Source organism: Bacillus sp. CZDM1 (genome assembly GCF_055502545.1).
Map to the genome: position 1 here is coordinate 227,143 of NZ_JBUESO010000002.1, position 17,982 is coordinate 245,124.

At 39.9% G+C, this 17,982-nt stretch carries 14 protein-coding genes; 13 read left to right on the plus strand and 1 reads right to left on the minus strand.

The annotated features are described in order from the left end of the window. Positions 1 to 25: 25 nt before the first annotated feature. The 12 genes from ACY3XC_RS05620 (at position 26) to ACY3XC_RS05675 (ending at position 16,521) form a co-directional block, all read left to right on the plus strand. A complete protein-coding gene (locus ACY3XC_RS05620; RefSeq protein ID WP_464867652.1) occupies positions 26 to 1,342 on the plus strand; it encodes an FAD-binding oxidoreductase in 1,317 nt (438 codons plus the stop codon). Position 1,343: 1 nt separating this feature from the next. Then, entirely contained in the window at positions 1,344 to 2,696 is a 1,353-nt protein-coding gene (locus ACY3XC_RS05625) for a (Fe-S)-binding protein (protein WP_464867653.1), read from the plus strand. After that, positions 2,686 to 4,134 (plus strand): FAD-linked oxidase C-terminal domain-containing protein, encoded by a 1,449-nt coding sequence (locus ACY3XC_RS05630; protein WP_464868038.1) that lies wholly within the window; start codon positions 2,686 to 2,688, stop codon positions 4,132 to 4,134. Before ACY3XC_RS05625 ends, ACY3XC_RS05630 begins: the two co-directional genes overlap by 11 nt. Before the next feature lie 45 nt (positions 4,135 to 4,179). Beyond that, positions 4,180 to 6,357, plus strand: coding sequence for a malate synthase G (locus tag ACY3XC_RS05635; RefSeq protein ID WP_464867655.1), 2,178 nt, complete (start codon positions 4,180 to 4,182; stop codon positions 6,355 to 6,357). A gap of 71 nt (positions 6,358 to 6,428) precedes the next feature. Next, positions 6,429 to 7,259: an IclR family transcriptional regulator gene (locus ACY3XC_RS05640; protein WP_464867657.1), complete on the plus strand. Its 831-nt coding sequence runs from the start codon at positions 6,429 to 6,431 to the stop codon at positions 7,257 to 7,259. A gap of 397 nt (positions 7,260 to 7,656) precedes the next feature. After that, entirely contained in the window at positions 7,657 to 9,204 is a 1,548-nt protein-coding gene (locus ACY3XC_RS05645; RefSeq protein WP_464867659.1) for an NAD(P)H-hydrate dehydratase, read from the plus strand. Between the two features lie 139 nt (positions 9,205 to 9,343). Further along, on the plus strand, positions 9,344 to 10,264 hold the full coding sequence (locus ACY3XC_RS05650; protein WP_464867660.1) for a DUF1002 domain-containing protein: 921 nt from the start codon (positions 9,344 to 9,346) through the stop codon (positions 10,262 to 10,264). A gap of 289 nt (positions 10,265 to 10,553) precedes the next feature. Further along, on the plus strand, positions 10,554 to 11,696 hold the full coding sequence (gene ftsZ / locus ACY3XC_RS05655) for a cell division protein FtsZ (protein WP_179161319.1): 1,143 nt from the start codon (positions 10,554 to 10,556) through the stop codon (positions 11,694 to 11,696). Positions 11,697 to 11,858: 162 nt separating this feature from the next. Beyond that, positions 11,859 to 12,839 (plus strand): proline dehydrogenase family protein, encoded by a 981-nt coding sequence (locus ACY3XC_RS05660; RefSeq protein WP_464867662.1) that lies wholly within the window; start codon positions 11,859 to 11,861, stop codon positions 12,837 to 12,839. 155 nt (positions 12,840 to 12,994) lie between these two features. Then, the gene (locus tag ACY3XC_RS05665; protein WP_464867663.1) at positions 12,995 to 13,987 is read left to right on the plus strand and encodes a TAXI family TRAP transporter solute-binding subunit; all 993 of its coding nucleotides are present in this window, start codon (positions 12,995 to 12,997) and stop codon (positions 13,985 to 13,987) included. Positions 13,988 to 14,063: 76 nt separating this feature from the next. After that, entirely contained in the window at positions 14,064 to 14,582 is a 519-nt protein-coding gene (locus ACY3XC_RS05670; protein ID WP_464867664.1) for a DUF1850 domain-containing protein, read from the plus strand. Then, on the plus strand, positions 14,569 to 16,521 hold the full coding sequence (locus ACY3XC_RS05675) for a TRAP transporter permease (RefSeq protein WP_464867665.1): 1,953 nt from the start codon (positions 14,569 to 14,571) through the stop codon (positions 16,519 to 16,521). Before ACY3XC_RS05670 ends, ACY3XC_RS05675 begins: the two co-directional genes overlap by 14 nt. An 85-nt stretch (positions 16,522 to 16,606) precedes the next feature. Here ACY3XC_RS05675 and ACY3XC_RS05680 read toward each other — a convergent pair whose 3' ends face one another. Next, positions 16,607 to 17,017, minus strand: a complete 411-nt coding sequence (locus tag ACY3XC_RS05680; RefSeq protein WP_464868039.1) for a CHRD domain-containing protein — start codon at positions 17,015 to 17,017, stop codon at positions 16,607 to 16,609. A 225-nt stretch (positions 17,018 to 17,242) separates the two neighbouring features. On the opposite strand from ACY3XC_RS05680, the gene ACY3XC_RS05685 reads away from it, so the two are divergent. Beyond that, complete coding sequence (locus tag ACY3XC_RS05685; protein ID WP_464867667.1) at positions 17,243 to 17,815, plus strand: DNA-3-methyladenine glycosylase I; 573 nt, start codon at positions 17,243 to 17,245, stop codon at positions 17,813 to 17,815. Positions 17,816 to 17,982 lie beyond the last annotated feature (167 nt).

A 17,982-nucleotide genomic window follows, 5' to 3' on the forward strand; every position in this document is an offset into this window, starting at 1 on the left:
TACGCAACAATTGGAGGTGAATGGATTGATTACCGACGAAAGTCTAGCTAAAATAAAGGCGTATTTTCAAGAATTACAGATAAGTGACGAAGAACAACATCATTCACTTGGAAATACTGGAAGAGTAACGTTAATACCAAAAACAGAACAGGAAATTTCGGCTATTTTAGAATTTGCCAATACTAATAAATACAGCATTACCACCATGGGAAATGGCACAAAAAGAGGATACGGCGGGCTGTTAGAAAAAGCAGACATTCTCTTGTCATTAGCTCAATATACTGGAATCGTTGAGCATAATCCTGGAGATATGACATTAACTGTGAAATCGGGGACACCCTTCCAAGAAATTCAAAACTATTTGGCACAGTACAATCAAAAAATTCCACTTGATCCTTTCTATCCAAATCATGCCACTATTGGAGGAATCATTTCTGCCAATGATAGCGGACCAAAAAGAATGGGGTACGGTTCAGCGCGGGACAATGTTATTGGTCTTAGAATGGTCTACCCCGATGGAACACTAATCCGTTCTGGTGGAAAAGTGGTAAAAAACGTTGCCGGCTATGATATGAATAAGTTATTTATCGGTGCAATGGGAACGCTTGGTGTCGTGTCCGAGGTGTCAATGAAACTGCGGCCGATACCAAAATATGAATCTATTCTTTTCGTATCCTTTCTTGAAAATAATCTAGAAGAGATTCAGGCATTTGCAGTCAAGGTGCTTGATTCTATGATTGAACCCATCAGCCTCGAGATCCTAACCCCCTCCTTAGCTGGGAAATTGACAAACATTAATCAATGGACATTGCTTATTTCGTTTGAAGATGTGAAGAGCTCAGTACACTACCAAGAAAATGTTATCAGGAGTATTGCACCTGAAAAAACTACACTAACATCCCTTTCACAAAATGAAGCAAAATTCTTCTGGGATAGATTTTATCACCACCAACCTAATGGATTAACACATCTACCATCTACAGAGGCAGTACTCAAAATCGGTGTGGCTAATTTAGATGTCATAAAGATAGTAAAAGATGCAGAACTAATCGGAGATTCTTGTCATGTTTCCATCGAAGCACATGGAGGGTTAGGAACGGGATTATGCCAAATGACGATTCGTGGTGCAAATGATGATGTGGTTTCTGCTATTAAACTGATAAGAGAACAAGCTGTAAATCTAGGAGGATATGCGGTAGCAAAGCACCTGCCATTCTCGCTACGCAAAATCGTAAATGCTTGGGGAGATCAGACTGCATCCCATTTTCTTTTTAAAGGCATCAAACAAAAAATTGATCCTAACCAAACCTTAAACCCAAGTCGTTTCGTCGGGGGGATATAACATGAGTGTAAAAGAAAAACAAGACCTGCACTGCACTTCTTCTCTAGGAAACTATTTGTGGCGTGACCCTCCACAGGAAAGTAAGTGGGCGGATTGTGTTCATTGTGGTATGTGCCTAGAATCATGTCCTACATATGAACAAAGTGGTGAAGAGCAGCATTCCCCGCGCGGTCGTGTTTATCTAATAAAAGCAGTGGCTGAGGGAAAGTTGAATGTGGATGAACATTTTGCGGAGCCAGTTTTTTCTTGTTTAGATTGCCGTGCATGTACCACGGCATGTCCTGTTGATATAGATGTTGGCGGTCTCATAGAGGAAGCACGAGGCCAAATCAGGCAAGCTATGCCACTTAAGGGGTGGAAGGGAGCGGTGACCAAGTTCTTTCTTCATGGCGTGTTCCCTCATCATAATCGCTTACGGTCGCTCGGAGGTCTGTTACGATTCTATCAAAAAAGCGGCATGCAAAAAGTGGTCAGAAAAACAAAGCTCATTCAAATCATGCCGCAGCATTTAACGGAAATGGAATCAATCATGCCGGAAGTAAAGGGGTCTATTCGTAAAAAATTCACTTCCGAAATAAAAGCTAAAGGTGAAACAAAGCATAAAGTGGCAATGCTGACTGGCTGTGTAATGGACGTTTTTTTTAGTGATATCAATGAGTCCACAATCAATGTGCTCACTAGGAATGGAAATGATGTGAGTATTCCGAAAAACCAAACTTGCTGTGGTGCTTTGAATGTTCATGCCGGTGACAGAGAGTTGGGCAGGAAGCTGGCGAAGCAGAATATTGAAGCATTTGGGAATGCGGAAAAGGTGATTGTCAATGCAGCTGGCTGCGGATGCATGATGAAGGAATATGCAGAATTATTTCGTGATGAACCAGAGTGGAAAGAACGTGCTGAAGAATTCGAAGAGAAGGTAGTAGATATTTCCAAATACTTGCATGACACTGGATATGAAAAGCCAAAAGCAATGATGAATATGCGCATCACCTATCATGATGCATGTCATTTAGCACATGGCCAAGGAGTAAGGAAAGAACCTCGAGAGATTCTCCTCGACATTCCAGGCGTAGATATGGTTCAAATGCCAAATGCAGACCGGTGTTGTGGAAGTGCCGGAATCTATAATATTACCAATCCTGAAATGGCTGATGCAGTGCTTAAAAGTAAAATGGAAAATGTCCCTGAAGACGTTGAAATGATTTCGATGGGGAACCCCGGCTGCATGATGCAAATGGCATTAGGTGTCCAGAAATACGGAAGAAATCAGAAGATTGTCCACACCGTACAGCTGCTCGATTGGGCTTATCAAAAAGAAGAAGGGGATTTGAATGATGTCAGTCATGAAAATTGAAACCACTGACAAGCATATTATTAATCTCGCAGCAATCGTGGGAGCTACTCGTTCTATTTTATATAAAAAAGTAGATTTACTTGCCTATGATTGCGATGGGTTTACGATTCATAAGCATTTGCCAAGGGCTGTTGTTTTTCCAAAAAATACAGGTGAAGTGTCCAAATTAGTTAAATATTGCTCTGAAAATAAGCTGCCTTTCCTTGCCCGCGGTGCGGGAACAGGGTTAAGCGGCGGGGCAATTCCAATAAATGGTGAAGTGATCATCAGCATGGTTCGAATGAAAAAACTAATCAGTGTAGACCTTGAAAATAGGAGAGCGGTGGTTGAACCCGGCTTCGTCAATCTGAAACTAACAAACTCCATTTCTGATAAAGGCTATTATTATGCTCCTGATCCTTCTAGTCAATATTGCTGCACAATTGGAGGGAATGTCGCAGAAAATGCAGGCGGGGCACACTGTCTTAAATATGGAGTAACAACTAACCATATTCTTGGTCTCGAAGTAGTGCTGCCAAATGGAGAGATTATCGAAATTGGCAGGAATGGAGTGCTGGATGAGCCCGGATACGACTTACTCGGGCTATTGACTGGTTCAGAAGGAACGCTCGGAATAGTCACGAAAATTACGGTGCGAATTCTCAAAAACCCAGAAGGAAAACAGACGGTATTAGCTTATTTTGATAAGGTCGAAGATGGAAGCCAGGCTGTATCAGATATTACTTCAGCAGGTATTGTTCCGGCGGCACTGGAAATGATGGACAAAACAGCGATTGAAGCGGTGGAGGCTGCAGCATTCCCTGTAGGTCATCCAAAGAATATTGAAGCGGTACTATTGATTGAAGTTGACGGAATTGCGGCAGGAATAGAAGAACAAATCAACCAAATCTTAGAGGTTTGTAAAAAAAGCAATGTCCGTGAGGTTCGAGCCGCTAAGGATGAGGAAGAACGAGGAAGATGGTGGGCCAATCGTAAAACAGGCTTTGGGGCAATGGGTGCTATTTCTCCTGATTATTTAGTACAGGATGGGGTCATTCCCAGGAGTAAGCTCCCGGAAGTCCTGCGAAAAATTGCTCAAATAAGTAATGAATCTGGTTTACGGATTGCCAATATTTTTCATGCAGGCGATGGAAATCTCCATCCACTTGTTCTATTTGATGCACGTAGGCCAGGAGAAACCGAAAAAGCATTAGAAGCGGGAAGTGCATGTTTGAAAGCTTGTGCAGATGTTGGCGGTACGATAACTGGTGAGCATGGGGTTGGGATTGAAAAGCGTGAAGAAATGCGCTTTGTTTTTAAAGAAGAGGAAATCCTTGCACAAACCAATATACGTGAAGTGTTTAATCCAGATAATCTCTTAAATGCCGGGAAACTGTTTCCCACCCCAGGCCGTTGTGTTGAAGTAAAAAAAGAAATGAAAGCGAATGTTCTTTCATAGAAACGCTGTTTCGTAATAATAAACAATAAGTAGGAGGAATTGTAAATGGTTAACTATGTGAAAGTGGGAGATTTACAGGTAGCGAGTGAACTCTATGAGTTTATTAATTCTGAAGCCTTGCCAGGCAGTCAAGTAGATCAGAAGGCATTTTGGGCGGATTTTGAGAGGATTATCACCAATCTGACTCCGAAAAATAAGGAATTACTCGCAAGAAGAGATGAACTTCAAAGGAAAATTAATACTTGGCATAGGGAAAATAAAGAATTCGATTTTAATAGCTACAAAGCTTACTTAGAGGAAATCGGCTATCTGCTGCCAGAACCTGAGGATTTTAGCATTTCTACTGAAGGGGCAGATGATGAAATTGCTCGTAAAGCTGGTCCTCAATTAGTCGTGCCTGTTGATAATGCCCGCTATGCGATTAATGCAGCCAATGCCCGCTGGGGAAGTTTATACGATGCATTATATGGTACGGATGTCATAAGTGATGAAAATGGTGCCAAGGCACAAGGTGGATATAATCCTGTACGCGGGGAGAAAGTCATCGCGTTTGCTAGAGAATTCCTTGACCAGAGTGTTCCTTTGCAGGTTGGGTCACATAAAGAGGCTGTAAGCTATTCCATAGACCAAGGAAGTTTAATGGTAACCTTACGTAATGGGGATCTAGCCCGTTTGAAAAATGAAGAGAAATTTGCTGGCTATCAAGGTGAACCAACCCAGCCATCTGCGGTCTTATTGAAAAATAATGATAACTATTTTGAAATCCAAATTGACCACAGCCATCCAATTGGAAAAACAGATGCTGCAGGTGTAAAGGATATTCTCCTAGAATCGGCACTCACTTCGATCATGGATTGCGAGGACTCTGTGGCAGCGGTGGATGCACAGGATAAGGTACTCGTATACCGGAATTGGCTGGGCTTAAATAATGGTACACTTTCCGCCATTTTTACAAAAGGAAATAAAACCTTAACACGGAAACTGAATCCTGATCGCAGTTATTTGTCACCTAGTGGCAGTGAATTCACTTTGCCTGGAACTGCGTTAATGCTCGTTCGAAATGTCGGGCATTTGATGACCAATAATGCAATTCTTGATGGGGACGGTAATGAAGTGCAAGAGGGAATTATCGATGCTGTTGTTACCTCTTTATGTGCCAAGCATTCTATCATTGGAAACACTAGCTCCAAAAATTCCGAAACAGGTTCCATTTATATTGTAAAGCCAAAAATGCACGGTCCAGTAGAAGCAGCTTTTGCCAATGAGCTATTTAATCAGACAGAAGATTTACTAGGATTAGCCAGAAATACATTAAAAATAGGTGTAATGGATGAGGAACGCCGGACATCGTTAAATCTCAAAGCGTGTATCCGGGAAGTTAAGGAACGTGTAGTATTCATAAACACTGGATTCCTTGACCGGACGGGCGATGAAATGCACACTTCCATGGAGGCAGGTGCGATGATTCGAAAAAATGAAATGAAATCCACACTTTGGTTGCAAAGCTATGAAAAATCAAATGTTAACAATGGTCTGTCTACGGGATTCCAAGGAAGAGCACAAATCGGTAAAGGTATGTGGGCGATGCCTGATTTAATGAAGAATATGCTAGAGCAAAAAATCGGACATTTATTGGCTGGAGGAAATACAGCGTGGGTTCCATCTCCAACGGCTGCAACCCTGCACGCACTTCATTACCACAAAGTAAACGTGAAGGAAGTACAAAATAATCTTATAGGAAGCATTTCTGATTTACGAGATGATATTTTGCAAATTCCTGTTGCTGAAAATACAAATTGGAGTCAAGAAGAAATTCAAGCAGAGCTTGATAATAATGCTCAAGGGATACTAGGTTATGTGGTAAGGTGGGTTGAGCAGGGAATAGGCTGCTCAAAGGTACCAGATATTAATAATATTGCACTTATGGAAGACCGGGCCACTCTCCGTATTTCCAGCCAGCATGTTGCGAACTGGCTGCACCATGGAATTTGCAAGAAGGAACAAGTGGTAGAAACAATGGAACGCATGGCTAAGGTAGTGGATGAACAAAATGCTGGGGACACTAATTATAGACCAATGGCACCTGATTTCGATCATTCTGTTGCGTTCCAGGCTGCTTGTGATCTTGTATTTAAGGGCTATGACCAGCCAAGTGGATATACTGAGCCCATCTTGCACAGCCGCCGACTAGAAGCGAAAGCTAAATTTTCAATCAGATCCTAATTCATGTTGAGGTCAGGGCTTTTTATTCATAAATTGCCCTGACAAAGTTCTGCTTAAAGAGGTGAGCAAGTTTGCAAAGAGATAATGTGGTGAAGTCTGTAAGCAGAGCACTGGATATTATCGCTCTAGTGGGAATGAAAAAAGGCGGACTTGGTGTAACAGAGATTGCGAATCAAATCGATATCAATAAAAGCTCTGTTTTTAGAACCCTTTCCACACTTGTTCAATACGGGTATATCGAACAGGATCGTGAAACAGGTAAATACAAGCTTGGCTATAAGTTTCTGGATATTAGCTCGAAGCTGTTAGAGTCAATCGATATAAGGTCTGAAGCGAAACCCTTTCTAAAGGAACTAGAAAATAAAACGAATGAAGTTATTCATCTTGTTGTCTACGACCAAGGGGAAGTCGTCTACATTGAGAAATTAGAAGGAACGGAAACCTTACGAACCCATTCAAAGGTTGGAAAAAGAGCTCCGATGCATTGTACGTCTGTTGGGAAGGCCATTCTGGCTCATTTACCTGAAAATGATGTCCTTTCAATCCTGGACCGAAAAGGAATGCCCTATCATACAGACCATACCATTACTTCAATCGAAGCATTCCTACAAGAGTTAAAACAAATAAGGCATAGGGGTTATGCTTTGGATTTGGAAGAAAATGAATACGGGATAACCTGTATCGCTGCTCCGATTTTTGACCATCTCGGAAACGTAGTCGCCGCTGTGAGTATATCGGGACCAACCACGAGGATGACCTCTAAGCAGTTGAATCAACTCGGTCCCCTAATGATTCAAACAAGCCAGCAGCTATCAGCGAGACTAGGGCATCAGATGCCCATCCAAGGTGAAAAACGAGGCAAGCGGGAATCGGAGGGTGCAAATGATGCCCGTCCAAGGTGAAAAACGAGGTAAACGGGAATCAGAAGAGGCATCAGCTGCCTGCACAAGCTAAAAAACCGAGGTACCAAGGAAACAGACGTGAACCTAATCCCCTATTCTAAGTTACAGTAAAAAGCCGCAATCCATTATATGGGGTTGCGGCTTTTTACTTATATTTTCACAATAAAACGACCTCTTGCCTGCCCTTGTAAAATGATAGGCAGTGTCTTTGGAAGCTCTTCTAGTCTTATTTCTTTAAAATGGTATCTAAGACTTCCGGTTTGAAATCAGTTTCCATTCGCTCCCAAAGTTGTTTATATAGAGCTTTTATTTGGTCTTTTATTTATAATTTTCCATTTTCATCATACTACATTATAGTTAAACTATAATACTCTTACATAAAACTGGAGTGGTGATTATGTTTGTGGCTGGACAAAAAGATATGCAAAAAATGGATCAATACACCATTGAAAAACTCGGCTTACCTGGTGCTGTGTTAATGGAAAATGCAGGTGCCAGGGTAGTGGAGGAAATTTTCCAATATACTGCTGATAAAAATACCAGAGTGATTGTTTTGGCTGGAGGTGGTAACAACGGCGGAGATGGTTTTGTTATTGCCCGCAGACTCTTTGATAATGGTTTAAGTCCGAAATTATGGTTATTAGTTGATCCTAAAAGAATAAAAGGGGACGCTAAAATTCATTTCGATGTTTACATAAAAAGGGGATTACCTCTATTCCAACTCCAAGAAGACAATTTACAAACACTTCGGGATGAATTGAATCAAGCAGACATCATAATTGATGCCATTTTAGGGACAGGTGTAGATGGTTCTGTTAGACAACCTCTTCATGATGTTATTACGCTGATTAATAAATATGCAGGTAAGAAAACCATTATTTCGGTCGATATCCCATCAGGTGTTAACAGTGAAAATGGGAAAGTAGAGGGTGTCGCAATTAAAGCAGACAAGACTATTACTTTTGTGTTCCCTAAGAAAGGCTTCTTTTTAAATGAAGGACCACAATATGTTGGGGAATGGAAGGCAGTCGATATTTCTGTACCACCTTCGATTGTTGCAGAACTGGGGCTTGAAATGCCTAGGCTCATTACTGAAGAACTGGCTATTGCCTCCGTTCCAGTCAGATCCAAATATGGTCACAAGGGGACCTTCGGTCATGCACTGATTTTAGGCGGTTCTCTGCAATTTGTCGGTGCACCAATCTTTTCAGCAAAGTCTGCCCTACATTCAGGGGCAGGATTAGTCACATTAGCTGTTCCAGGTACGATTTATCCAATGGTTGCTGCACAAAATCCTGAATCTTTATTACTGCCTTTGCCTTCTGAGAGTGGACATTTTTCTGATGAGGCAATTCACACTATCTCACCCATGCTTCATCAATTTGACAGTGTTGCAGTTGGACCGGGAATGAGTAGATTTCAAGAAGGGGAGGCATGGATGAAATCATTATTATCCCATCTAACCAATCAGCCCGTTGTGATTGATGCTGATGCATTATACTTGCTCAGAAACCAATTGGACGTGCTGGATAACTATAAAGGTAAAGTAATAATGACGCCTCATCCAGGTGAAATGTCAAAGCTGTTAAATAAAACGGTGAAAGAAGTGGAAGAAAATCGACTTGAAGTTGCCAGCCATTTTGCGAAGGAGCATTCTATTTATTTACTATTGAAAGGCCACCGTTCGGTCATCGCCACACCTAATGGAGACCTATATATCAATCCGTACGGACATGATGCTTTAGGAAAGGGCGGGAGTGGTGATATTCTCACAGGACTTATTGCCTCGTTTCTTGCTCAAGGAGCTTCACCTTTACATGCTCTAATTTCTGCCAGCTATTTACATGCACGTGCTGGTGAGGAGCAAGCAAAAGTCCTATCGCACTATGGCGTAATGCCTTTTGATATCATTGATGGGGTAAAGAAGCTTCTAAATGAGATTTAAGTCGTGTACTAAATTTATAACTTTGAACTAAAATAGATACTGGTAATAAAATTGGAAGATGATTTTACTGAAACCTATTTGCCTGCTTATCCGTCTCTTAGGTTGAAGCAACTTAGAAATTTGTTAAGGAGAAGATAATATGAAACGTTTTTATAAGGTGACGGCATTTGTTGTTATTCTTGCTTTACTATTGTCAGTAAGTAGTACAAGCAAGGTGTTCGCCGATACGAATGGCAATAATGAAGAAAGTATCAACGAAAAGTTTGGGCTGCCGATAGTCGTATACGGAGAAGCATTGTCTGAGGCTCAAAAGGATGAAGTTAGAGAGCTGTTAAAGGTAAAGGATACGAGCAAGGTCAAAGAGATTACTGTAACAGGAGAAGATCTTGTTACTTATATTAAAGGGGATCCACACTCTAATATGTATTCCTCCGCTAAAATCACGAGAAAGGATTCAGGTGAAGGACTTGTTATAAATCAGGTTACCCCCGAAAATATTACAGAAGTTACCAATGAAATGTATGCCAACGCCTTACTGACGGCTGGAATTCAGGATGCCGTTGTGGATGTGGCTTCTCCGGTTAAAGTAAGTGGACATTCTGCGTTGGTAGGAATCTATAAAGCCTATGATGCAGGAGAAGGTGCAGGATTAAATAAAGAACGGACAGAGGTTGCGAATGAAGAGTTGAATCTAGCAACTGACTTGGCTAAAAAGGAAGGGTTAGATCAGGATAAGGTTAGTGAGCTATTAACTGAAATAAAAAAGGAAATAGCAGAGCAGAATCCTGCAACAAAAGAAGAACTTGCTGCAATTATTGATGAAAAATTAAAGACATTAGAAATTAACTTAAGTGCCGAAGACCGCCAGCTCTTACTAGACTTATTTGAAAAAATGAGAGATTTAAATATTAATTTCGATAATGTTAAATCACAGCTTGAAAACCTTACTCAGGATATCCAGCAGCGGATTGAAGAAGCAGTAGGCGACAAGAATTTTCTGCAGAAAGTAGCAGACTTCTTTAAAGAATTAATAGAAAGTATCAAAAGTATATTCTCATAATTTTTAGGCTCAGTCGTTGAACTGAGCCTTTTGTACGTTTGTAACAAAATTTTAATGATAAAAAAAAGAGGAATGACTACAGGACTATATAAAAATCCCCAGTTTTTTGTTAAAATAGAATTTAAGATTAAAGTTTCGACAAAATTCACAAAAATATGCTTTAGCTGGATTATAATTTATATCAGCGTAATAAATCTGCTATAAGCTTCAAACTTAAAAATACTCATTTGAATTTTTTGAATTTTGAATATGAGGCAAAAGAATTATGCGGGAGCAGGAGGAAATCTACATGTGGGATTTTGAAATGGACATAGATCAAGTAGCTAGAATAAAAGTAATCGGTGTTGGCGGCGGTGGTAATAATGCTGTTAACCGGATGATAGAGGACGGCGTTCAAGGTGTAGAATTTATTGCCGTTAATACAGACGCTCAAGCACTTAAATTATCAAAAGCAGAAATTAAAATGCAAATTGGCGCAACTTTAACTAGAGGATTAGGCGCAGGTGCTAATCCTGAAGTTGGCAGGAATGCAGTCGAGGAAAGTAGAAAACAGATTCAAGAGGTATTAAAAGGAGCAGATATGGTCTTTGTTACCGCTGGTATGGGCGGAGGAACTGGGACTGGTGCTGCGCCAGCTATTGCCCAAATCTCCCGAGAACTCGGTGCGTTAACCATTGGTGTTGTGACACGTCCATTTGGATTTGAGGGTCGTAAGCGTGCAACCAATGCAGCAGCTGGGATTGATTTAATGCGGGAAGCTGTAGACACATTGATTATTGTACCTAACGATCGCTTGCTGCAAATCGTTGATAAAAAGACTCCTATGATTCAAGCATTCCGTGAAGCTGATAACGTGCTCAGACAGGGTGTGCAAGGGATTTCCGATCTAATTGCTGTTCCGGGACTAATCAACCTCGATTTTGCTGATGTTAAAACCATTATGTCCAATCAAGGGACAGCTTTAATGGGTATTGGTTTAGCTAAAGGGAAAGACCGCGCAGTGGAAGCAGCGAAGAAAGCCATTTCTAGTCCATTACTAGAAACTTCGATTGATGGAGCACAGGGTGTACTAATGAATATTACGGGTGGCAGTAATTTAAGTCTTTATGAAGTTCAAGAAGCTGCAGATATCGTATCCTCTGCTGCAGACAAAGAATTAAATATGATTTTCGGTTCAATCATCAATGAAGACTTTAAAGATGAGATTATGATAACGGTTATCGCAACTGGTTTTTCCGAAACAGAACTTTCTTCTAGAAAAAGTGCTGCTGTTCCTGCGAGGGAGACTAATTCTAGACCACAGTCACAAGGATTTTCACGACGGGAGCAAAGTGTTCAAGAAGAGCCAGCACAAAGTCATGATAAGCCAAGACAACAATCGGAAGATGCGTTAGATATCCCAACATTCCTGCGTAATCGAAATAGAAGATAAAGCGTACAAGTAAGGTCGCTCGAGAATAATCTCTCGGCGGCCTTTTTTAGTGTCAGGATAAAGCGTATTCATTTTCGACAAATTTTTTTGAAAATTTAAGGGTGAAATTTAAACAATTATGCTAAAATAATAGTGAAATCACAACAGCAAGGAGCAAACGCTATGTTGAAGGATATTTTTATAGGCTTATCTCAAAACCAATTTCTAAATAGTGCAGCAAAGAAGTATGGCTTAAAAATGGGTGCACAAAGTGTCGTTGCAGGTACTAATATCGATGAGGTAATTAAAAGTATTAAAGAGTTAAACGCACACGGTATCTCTTGTACCGTTGATAACTTAGGTGAATTCGTCTTTAAAGAAGAAGAAGCAACAGAAGCGAAGGAACAAATTCTTAACGTTATTGAAGCAATTCATGAACATAAAGTGGATGCGCATATTTCTTTAAAACCAACGCAAATAGGTTTGGATATCGAATTCAACTTTTGCTTAAGTAATCTGAGAGAAATCGTTGATAGAGCAAACAACTATGGTATATTTGTAAACATTGACATGGAAGATACCGGCCATCTTCAGCCTACATTTGATGTATTGGATGAGTTGTCTAAGGAATATGACAACGTTGGGACGGTTATTCAAGCTTATTTGCTGCGTGCTGATGAATATCTTGAAAAATATAAAAACTACCGTATTCGGATTGTGAAAGGGGCATATAAGGAGCCTGCTGAATACGCTTACCAAGATAAGAAAGATATCGATGCAAACTTCATTAAATTAATCGAGTGGCATTTATTAAACGGCAAATTCACTTCTATTGCAACACATGATCATCACATTATTAACCATGTGAAGGAATTTGTTAAGAGGAACAACATCCCAAATGAGCAATTTGAGATTCAAATGCTCTATGGATTTAGAAAAGAACTTCAACTACAATTGGCAAGTGAAGGCTATAACTTCTGCACATATGTTCCATTTGGAAATGACTGGTACGGATATTTCATGAGACGACTTGCAGAAAGACCTCAAAACTTAAATCTAGTTGCAAAGCAAGTGTTTAACAAAAAAACAAACACGATGATAGGGGTAGCTGCAGGGGCATTTTTATTAGGAAGATTGACGAAAAATGCTAAGAAGAAACGTTAATATGTAATGTGTAAACCCTTTCCATTGAGAGGGTTTTTCTTTTTATGATTAATATAGGTCTAAAGGACTATTATTGATAAAATTGACAAGTTTGTACCTCATGAACAATAAGTATTGAGAGATGGACTGGATTTTATAAAAAGGGGGAAAATCTTATGAAAAAGAAAAGATTTTATCTGTCGATGGTCATTCTCTTAACACTCTCTATGATTCTTGCAGCGTGCGGAAACAAAGATGATGGTGCTGAAAAACCGGCAAATGAAGAAGAAGTTAAACCAGAATTTATTAGTATATTAACAGGTGGTACAGGGGGAACTTACTACCCGTTAGGAGGTTCTTTTGCTGAAATTATTAAAGATGCAACTGGTATTGACACAAATGCTGAAACAAGCGGTGCTTCTGCTGAGAACATGACCACCCTGAAGAATGGCGATGCTGAAATTGCCTTTTCCCAAACAGATATTGCCTCGTATGCTGTGGACGGAAAATTAATGTTTGAAAACAATAAAGTAGACAACGTACAGGCGATTGCTACGTTATACCCAGAAACCATTCAAATTGTTACGACCAAGGATTCCGGGATTGCTTCAGTTGAAGATCTAAAAGGTAAAAAGGTATCTGTTGGTGCACCAGGCTCTGGTACAGTAGCGAATGCCGAGCAGATCCTTGAAGTACACGGTATGACATTTGACGATATTGAAAAACAAGATCTATCATTTGATGAATCTACACAGGGGATTCAAGATGGTACGATTGATGCAGCTTTCGTAACAGCAGGAACACCTACGGGAGCGGTTGAAAGTCTTGGGGCAACAGAGGATGTGGTCATTGTTCCGATTGAACAAGACAAAATCGATAGTCTTATAGAAAAGTATCCATTCTATGTTAAGGAAGAGATTCCTTCAGGAACATATGGATTGGAGTCTGCGGTAATAACTGTAGCGGTTCAAGCGATGTTAGTAGCAAGCAGTGATCTTTCAGAGGACGTTGTTTATGACGTTACGAAAGCCATCTTTGAAAATCTTGATAAAGTGACCCATGCAAAAGGGAAATTAATTAAGGTCGAAAATGCCTTAAATGGTGTGGGGATTGAGGTTCATCCAGGTGCACAGAAATACTTTGATGAAAAAGGCGTCAAAGCAGAGTAAATCATTCCATTTTTCTAAAATTACCTGGCCGGCTATCCAACAGCCGGCCACCTTTTCTACTGGATTGGAGGGGGAAATGCGGAAACTTCAAATAATCCCATATGTATTAGTCTTCTTTATTATCCTTATCTTAGCATTCATACCTATCCAGCGAGCTATTGTCTTCCAACCAAATCACAGCCAAGCGGAACTTGCTTACATTCCTTTAAAAGAAGAAACTCTTTTTCAAATCAAATACACACATTCCATTCATTTATCAGATGTCATTGAAAGCTTTAAAATTACTCCGGACTACCTGATCCAATTATATGAGCTGAAGTATGAGGATTTTGCGATTGGGATGCCATCAAATGCTGAGGAAGGAGAAACCTTTGAGGAAAAGGATGGAGCTTATTACATCAAAAATATGAAACGAGACTTTCCTTTTTTTTATTTACGAATCGGACAGGTTCGTGCCAACCATAAGGTAATTTATAAAAACATGGAATTTCCATTATCGCGTTCGATAAAACCTGGCACATCTGTAAAAGTTGAAATCCGTAAATTGAACTTTTTGAAGTTATGGAAAGGAGTGAATATCCTTGAGTCAATATGATTCCGCCTTGTCTGAAGAAAAACAGCAGGAGCTTTTGGAAAAATATGATCCGGAGGCAGGAACTAGAAAGCTAAAAGGGGCTGCTGGCTGGATTGCATTTGCTGGATTACTTGCCTTTTCATTATTCCATGTCTATACAGGTATATTCGGTATGTTAACAGCTCAGCTTCAACGCTCCATTCATTTGGGCTTTGCACTTGCACTTATATTCTTATTATTTCCAGCACGAAAGAAAAATAGGGGAAAAGAATATAAGGTAGCTTGGTATGATATCATCTTGGCAATAATATCTGTCATTGTTGGTGCCTATTGGCCAGCCATGATTGATGATTTGGTTTTAAGGACGGGGAATATCACACAGATTGATTTTTTTGTTGGTCTTTCGGCTATTTTACTTGTATTAGAGGCTACTCGGAGGACGGTTGGACTGCCGATTACGATTATAGCAATTATTTTTATGGTATACGCGGTATTTGGGCCTTATATGCCGAGTGTAATTGCGCATCGAGGGCTAGAATTGGATCGACTGGTACAGACGATGTTTTTTACAACGGAAGGTATTCTTGGTACACCGATTGGCGTATCCTCTACCTTTATCTTTTTGTTCTTATTATTTGGCTCCTTTTTAATCAAGACAGGGGTTGGGGAGTATTTTAACGACCTTTCGATTGCGATTGCCGGAAGGAGTGTTGGTGGTCCTGCTAAGGTAGCTGTTTTTTCAAGTGCATTACAGGGGACGATAAGCGGCAGTTCGGTTGCGAACGTGGTGACATCCGGTGCCTTTACAATTCCGATGATGAAAAAACTAGGTTATAAAAAAGAGTTTGCAGGAGCAGTTGAGGCGTCTTCCTCTACTGGAGGACAGTTAATGCCGCCAATTATGGGAGCAGCGGCTTTCTTAATGGTTGAATTCATCGGAGGTATTAGTTACTGGGAGATAGCAAAGGCAGCGGCCATCCCAGCGCTGCTTTATTTTACAGGTATTTGGATTATGACACATTTCGAAGCAAAGCGAATTGGTCTTCGCGGGTTAACAAAAGAAGAAATGCCAAACAGGAAAGAAGTTCTGGGGAAACTCTATTTATTACTTCCCATTATTGCCATTGTTCTTTTGTTAAGTTCAGGAATGAGTGTCATTCGTGCTGCACTTTGGTCGATTGTCATAACGGTTGTGGTAAGTGCGATAAAGAAGAATACAAGAATTGGGTTTAAAGGAATCATTGATGCCTTGGTGGATGGGGCCAGATCCGCATTAGGTGTTGCTGCGGCCTGTGCTGCTGCAGGGATCATAGTCGGTGTGGTAACGAAAACAGGACTAGGATTGAAAATGGCGAATGGCCTTCTTGATTTTGCAGGAGGGGCACTGCTGCCTACCTTGTTTTTAACAATGATTGCTTCCTTGATATTAGGGATGGGTTCTCCAACGACAGCTAATTATGTCATTACCTCTACCATTGCAGCTCCAGCAATCATTTTGTTAGGAGTCCCGGATTTATCTGCTCACTTGTTTGTGTTTTATTTTGGTATTGTGGCTGATATTACTCCTCCAGTGGCCCTGGCTGCCTTTGCAGCAGCGGCAATATCCGGTGGAGAGCCTTTTCGAACGGGAGTGGAATCAACAAAGCTTGCCATATCAGCTTTTATTATTCCCTATATGTTTGTTTTGTCACCAGAATTACTGATGATTGATACAACATGGATAAATTTGATATGGGTAGTATTTACAGCTTTTACGGGTATGATTGCAATTAGCGCAGGGGTCATTGGTTTCTGGATGCGAAAAATGAACTGGATTGAACGAATTGTTTCCCTTGGTGCAGGATTATGCTTAATCTATCCGGAAAAAACAACAGATATTGTTGGGTTAGTTCTATTTGCTGCCTTGCTTGCTTTGCAATATTTTTACAAACGAGATCAAATTCCTAAAGTACAAAATTGAATATAAAGTTAAAAACTCGTGGCCCGGTATTTAAGGGTCACGAGTTCTTTGTATTCAGAGGAGTAGAACTTGTCAATATGTGATGTTAGCAATGGTTGTTAAACTGTTTGATTTGTCCGCGGATTTCTCCGTCAGGATTTTGGACTGTATGGGCATTGACATATGTTTTTCCATCTCTCATAAGTTCTATTAAATCTGAAAGTGATTGTCCCATTAGGGGACCAACAAGATCATCTGCTGTAATGATTCCTTCAACGACTCCTTTTTTTACACTAATACTAGGGTCAGCAGGACCAAATAAAAAGACGACAACAGGACCGTTTACACCTTTTCTCCCTAAATGAATATGAGCCTGAGTGAAATTATCAAGATTATTTACAGTTAGGCGATATCCAATCCTTTTTTCATCTCTGCTAACTTTAAATTTTGCAAACCCAAAAGCATCTGTTCGAACAGGTGGGACCTCTTCTGAACCTTCTAATATCGCAAAAAACAGTTGATTATTTTCCATATATATCCTCCAAAAAAATATAATTTATGTATCATATTTTCTTGAGGATCAATTGCTTGTACGAATGTCCTATATTATCGAAACCATTCCACTCTATAAAAATATAAAAAATTGTTAACATACGATGGCTGTTTTTTTGGCAAATGTTGATTAATATGGTGGAAAAAGATAAGTTTGTTTAATAAGAGCAAATTTGGAGGTAATGATGTAATGAAAAGATGCGGTTGGGTGAATCAGGATCCACTTTATATTGATTATCATGATTATGAATGGGGCGTGCCAGTGTATGATGATCGATTACTATTTGAATACTTGAACTTAGAGGGTGCACAAGCAGGATTAAGCTGGTACACGATTTTGAAGAAACGGGAAAATTATCGCAAAGCATTTGACCATTTTGAACCAAGTAAAATTATTCATTATGATGATAAGAAAATTAATGAACTTTTACAGAATGATGGCATTGTTAGAAATAAACTCAAAATAAATAGTGTCATTACAAACGCAAAGGCATTCTTGAAGGTAAGTGAAGAGTTTGGTTCTTTCAGCGAGTATATTTGGTCTTTTGTAGATGGTAAACCGATAAAAAATCACTTTAAAGATTTATCAGAAGTTCCCGCTACGACAGACATTAGTGATAGGTTAAGTAAGGATTTGAAAAAGAGAGGCTTTAAATTTGTTGGGTCAACCATTTGTTATGCCTTTATGCAAGCGACTGGGATGGTAAATGATCATATAGAATCATGTATTTGCTATAATGAGCACTCGGGAAAAAGTACTTAAATCCTGGGTGTTCTCTTTATGTGAAACTTATTTCAAAATTTTTGAAACCAATGTGGATGATATTCGTCTAATAAGTGTATCCAATTTAAGGAATTTGTCACAGGGAGTTAGCAGGAATTTTGTGTCAGAAAGTGGAATAGATTAAGAGAATGAGAGCGAAATTCTTT

Excerpts from the sequence above, each read along its gene's own strand:
- ACY3XC_RS05630 (WP_464868038.1), top strand. The coding sequence starts at position 2,686 with ATGAAAATTGAAACCACTGACAAGCATATTATTAATCTCGCAGCAATC.
- ACY3XC_RS05660 (WP_464867662.1), top strand. The coding sequence starts at position 11,859 with ATGTTGAAGGATATTTTTATAGGCTTATCTCAAAACCAATTTCTAAAT.
- ACY3XC_RS05635 (WP_464867655.1), top strand. The coding sequence starts at position 4,180 with ATGGTTAACTATGTGAAAGTGGGAGATTTACAGGTAGCGAGTGAACTC.
- ACY3XC_RS05625 (WP_464867653.1), top strand. The coding sequence starts at position 1,344 with ATGAGTGTAAAAGAAAAACAAGACCTGCACTGCACTTCTTCTCTAGGA.
- ACY3XC_RS05665 (WP_464867663.1), top strand. The coding sequence starts at position 12,995 with ATGAAAAAGAAAAGATTTTATCTGTCGATGGTCATTCTCTTAACACTC.
- ACY3XC_RS05670 (WP_464867664.1), top strand. The coding sequence starts at position 14,064 with ATGCGGAAACTTCAAATAATCCCATATGTATTAGTCTTCTTTATTATC.
- ACY3XC_RS05645 (WP_464867659.1), top strand. The coding sequence starts at position 7,657 with ATGTTTGTGGCTGGACAAAAAGATATGCAAAAAATGGATCAATACACC.
- ftsZ (WP_179161319.1), top strand. The coding sequence starts at position 10,554 with ATGTGGGATTTTGAAATGGACATAGATCAAGTAGCTAGAATAAAAGTA.
- ACY3XC_RS05650 (WP_464867660.1), top strand. The coding sequence starts at position 9,344 with ATGAAACGTTTTTATAAGGTGACGGCATTTGTTGTTATTCTTGCTTTA.
- ACY3XC_RS05685 (WP_464867667.1), top strand. The coding sequence starts at position 17,243 with ATGAAAAGATGCGGTTGGGTGAATCAGGATCCACTTTATATTGATTAT.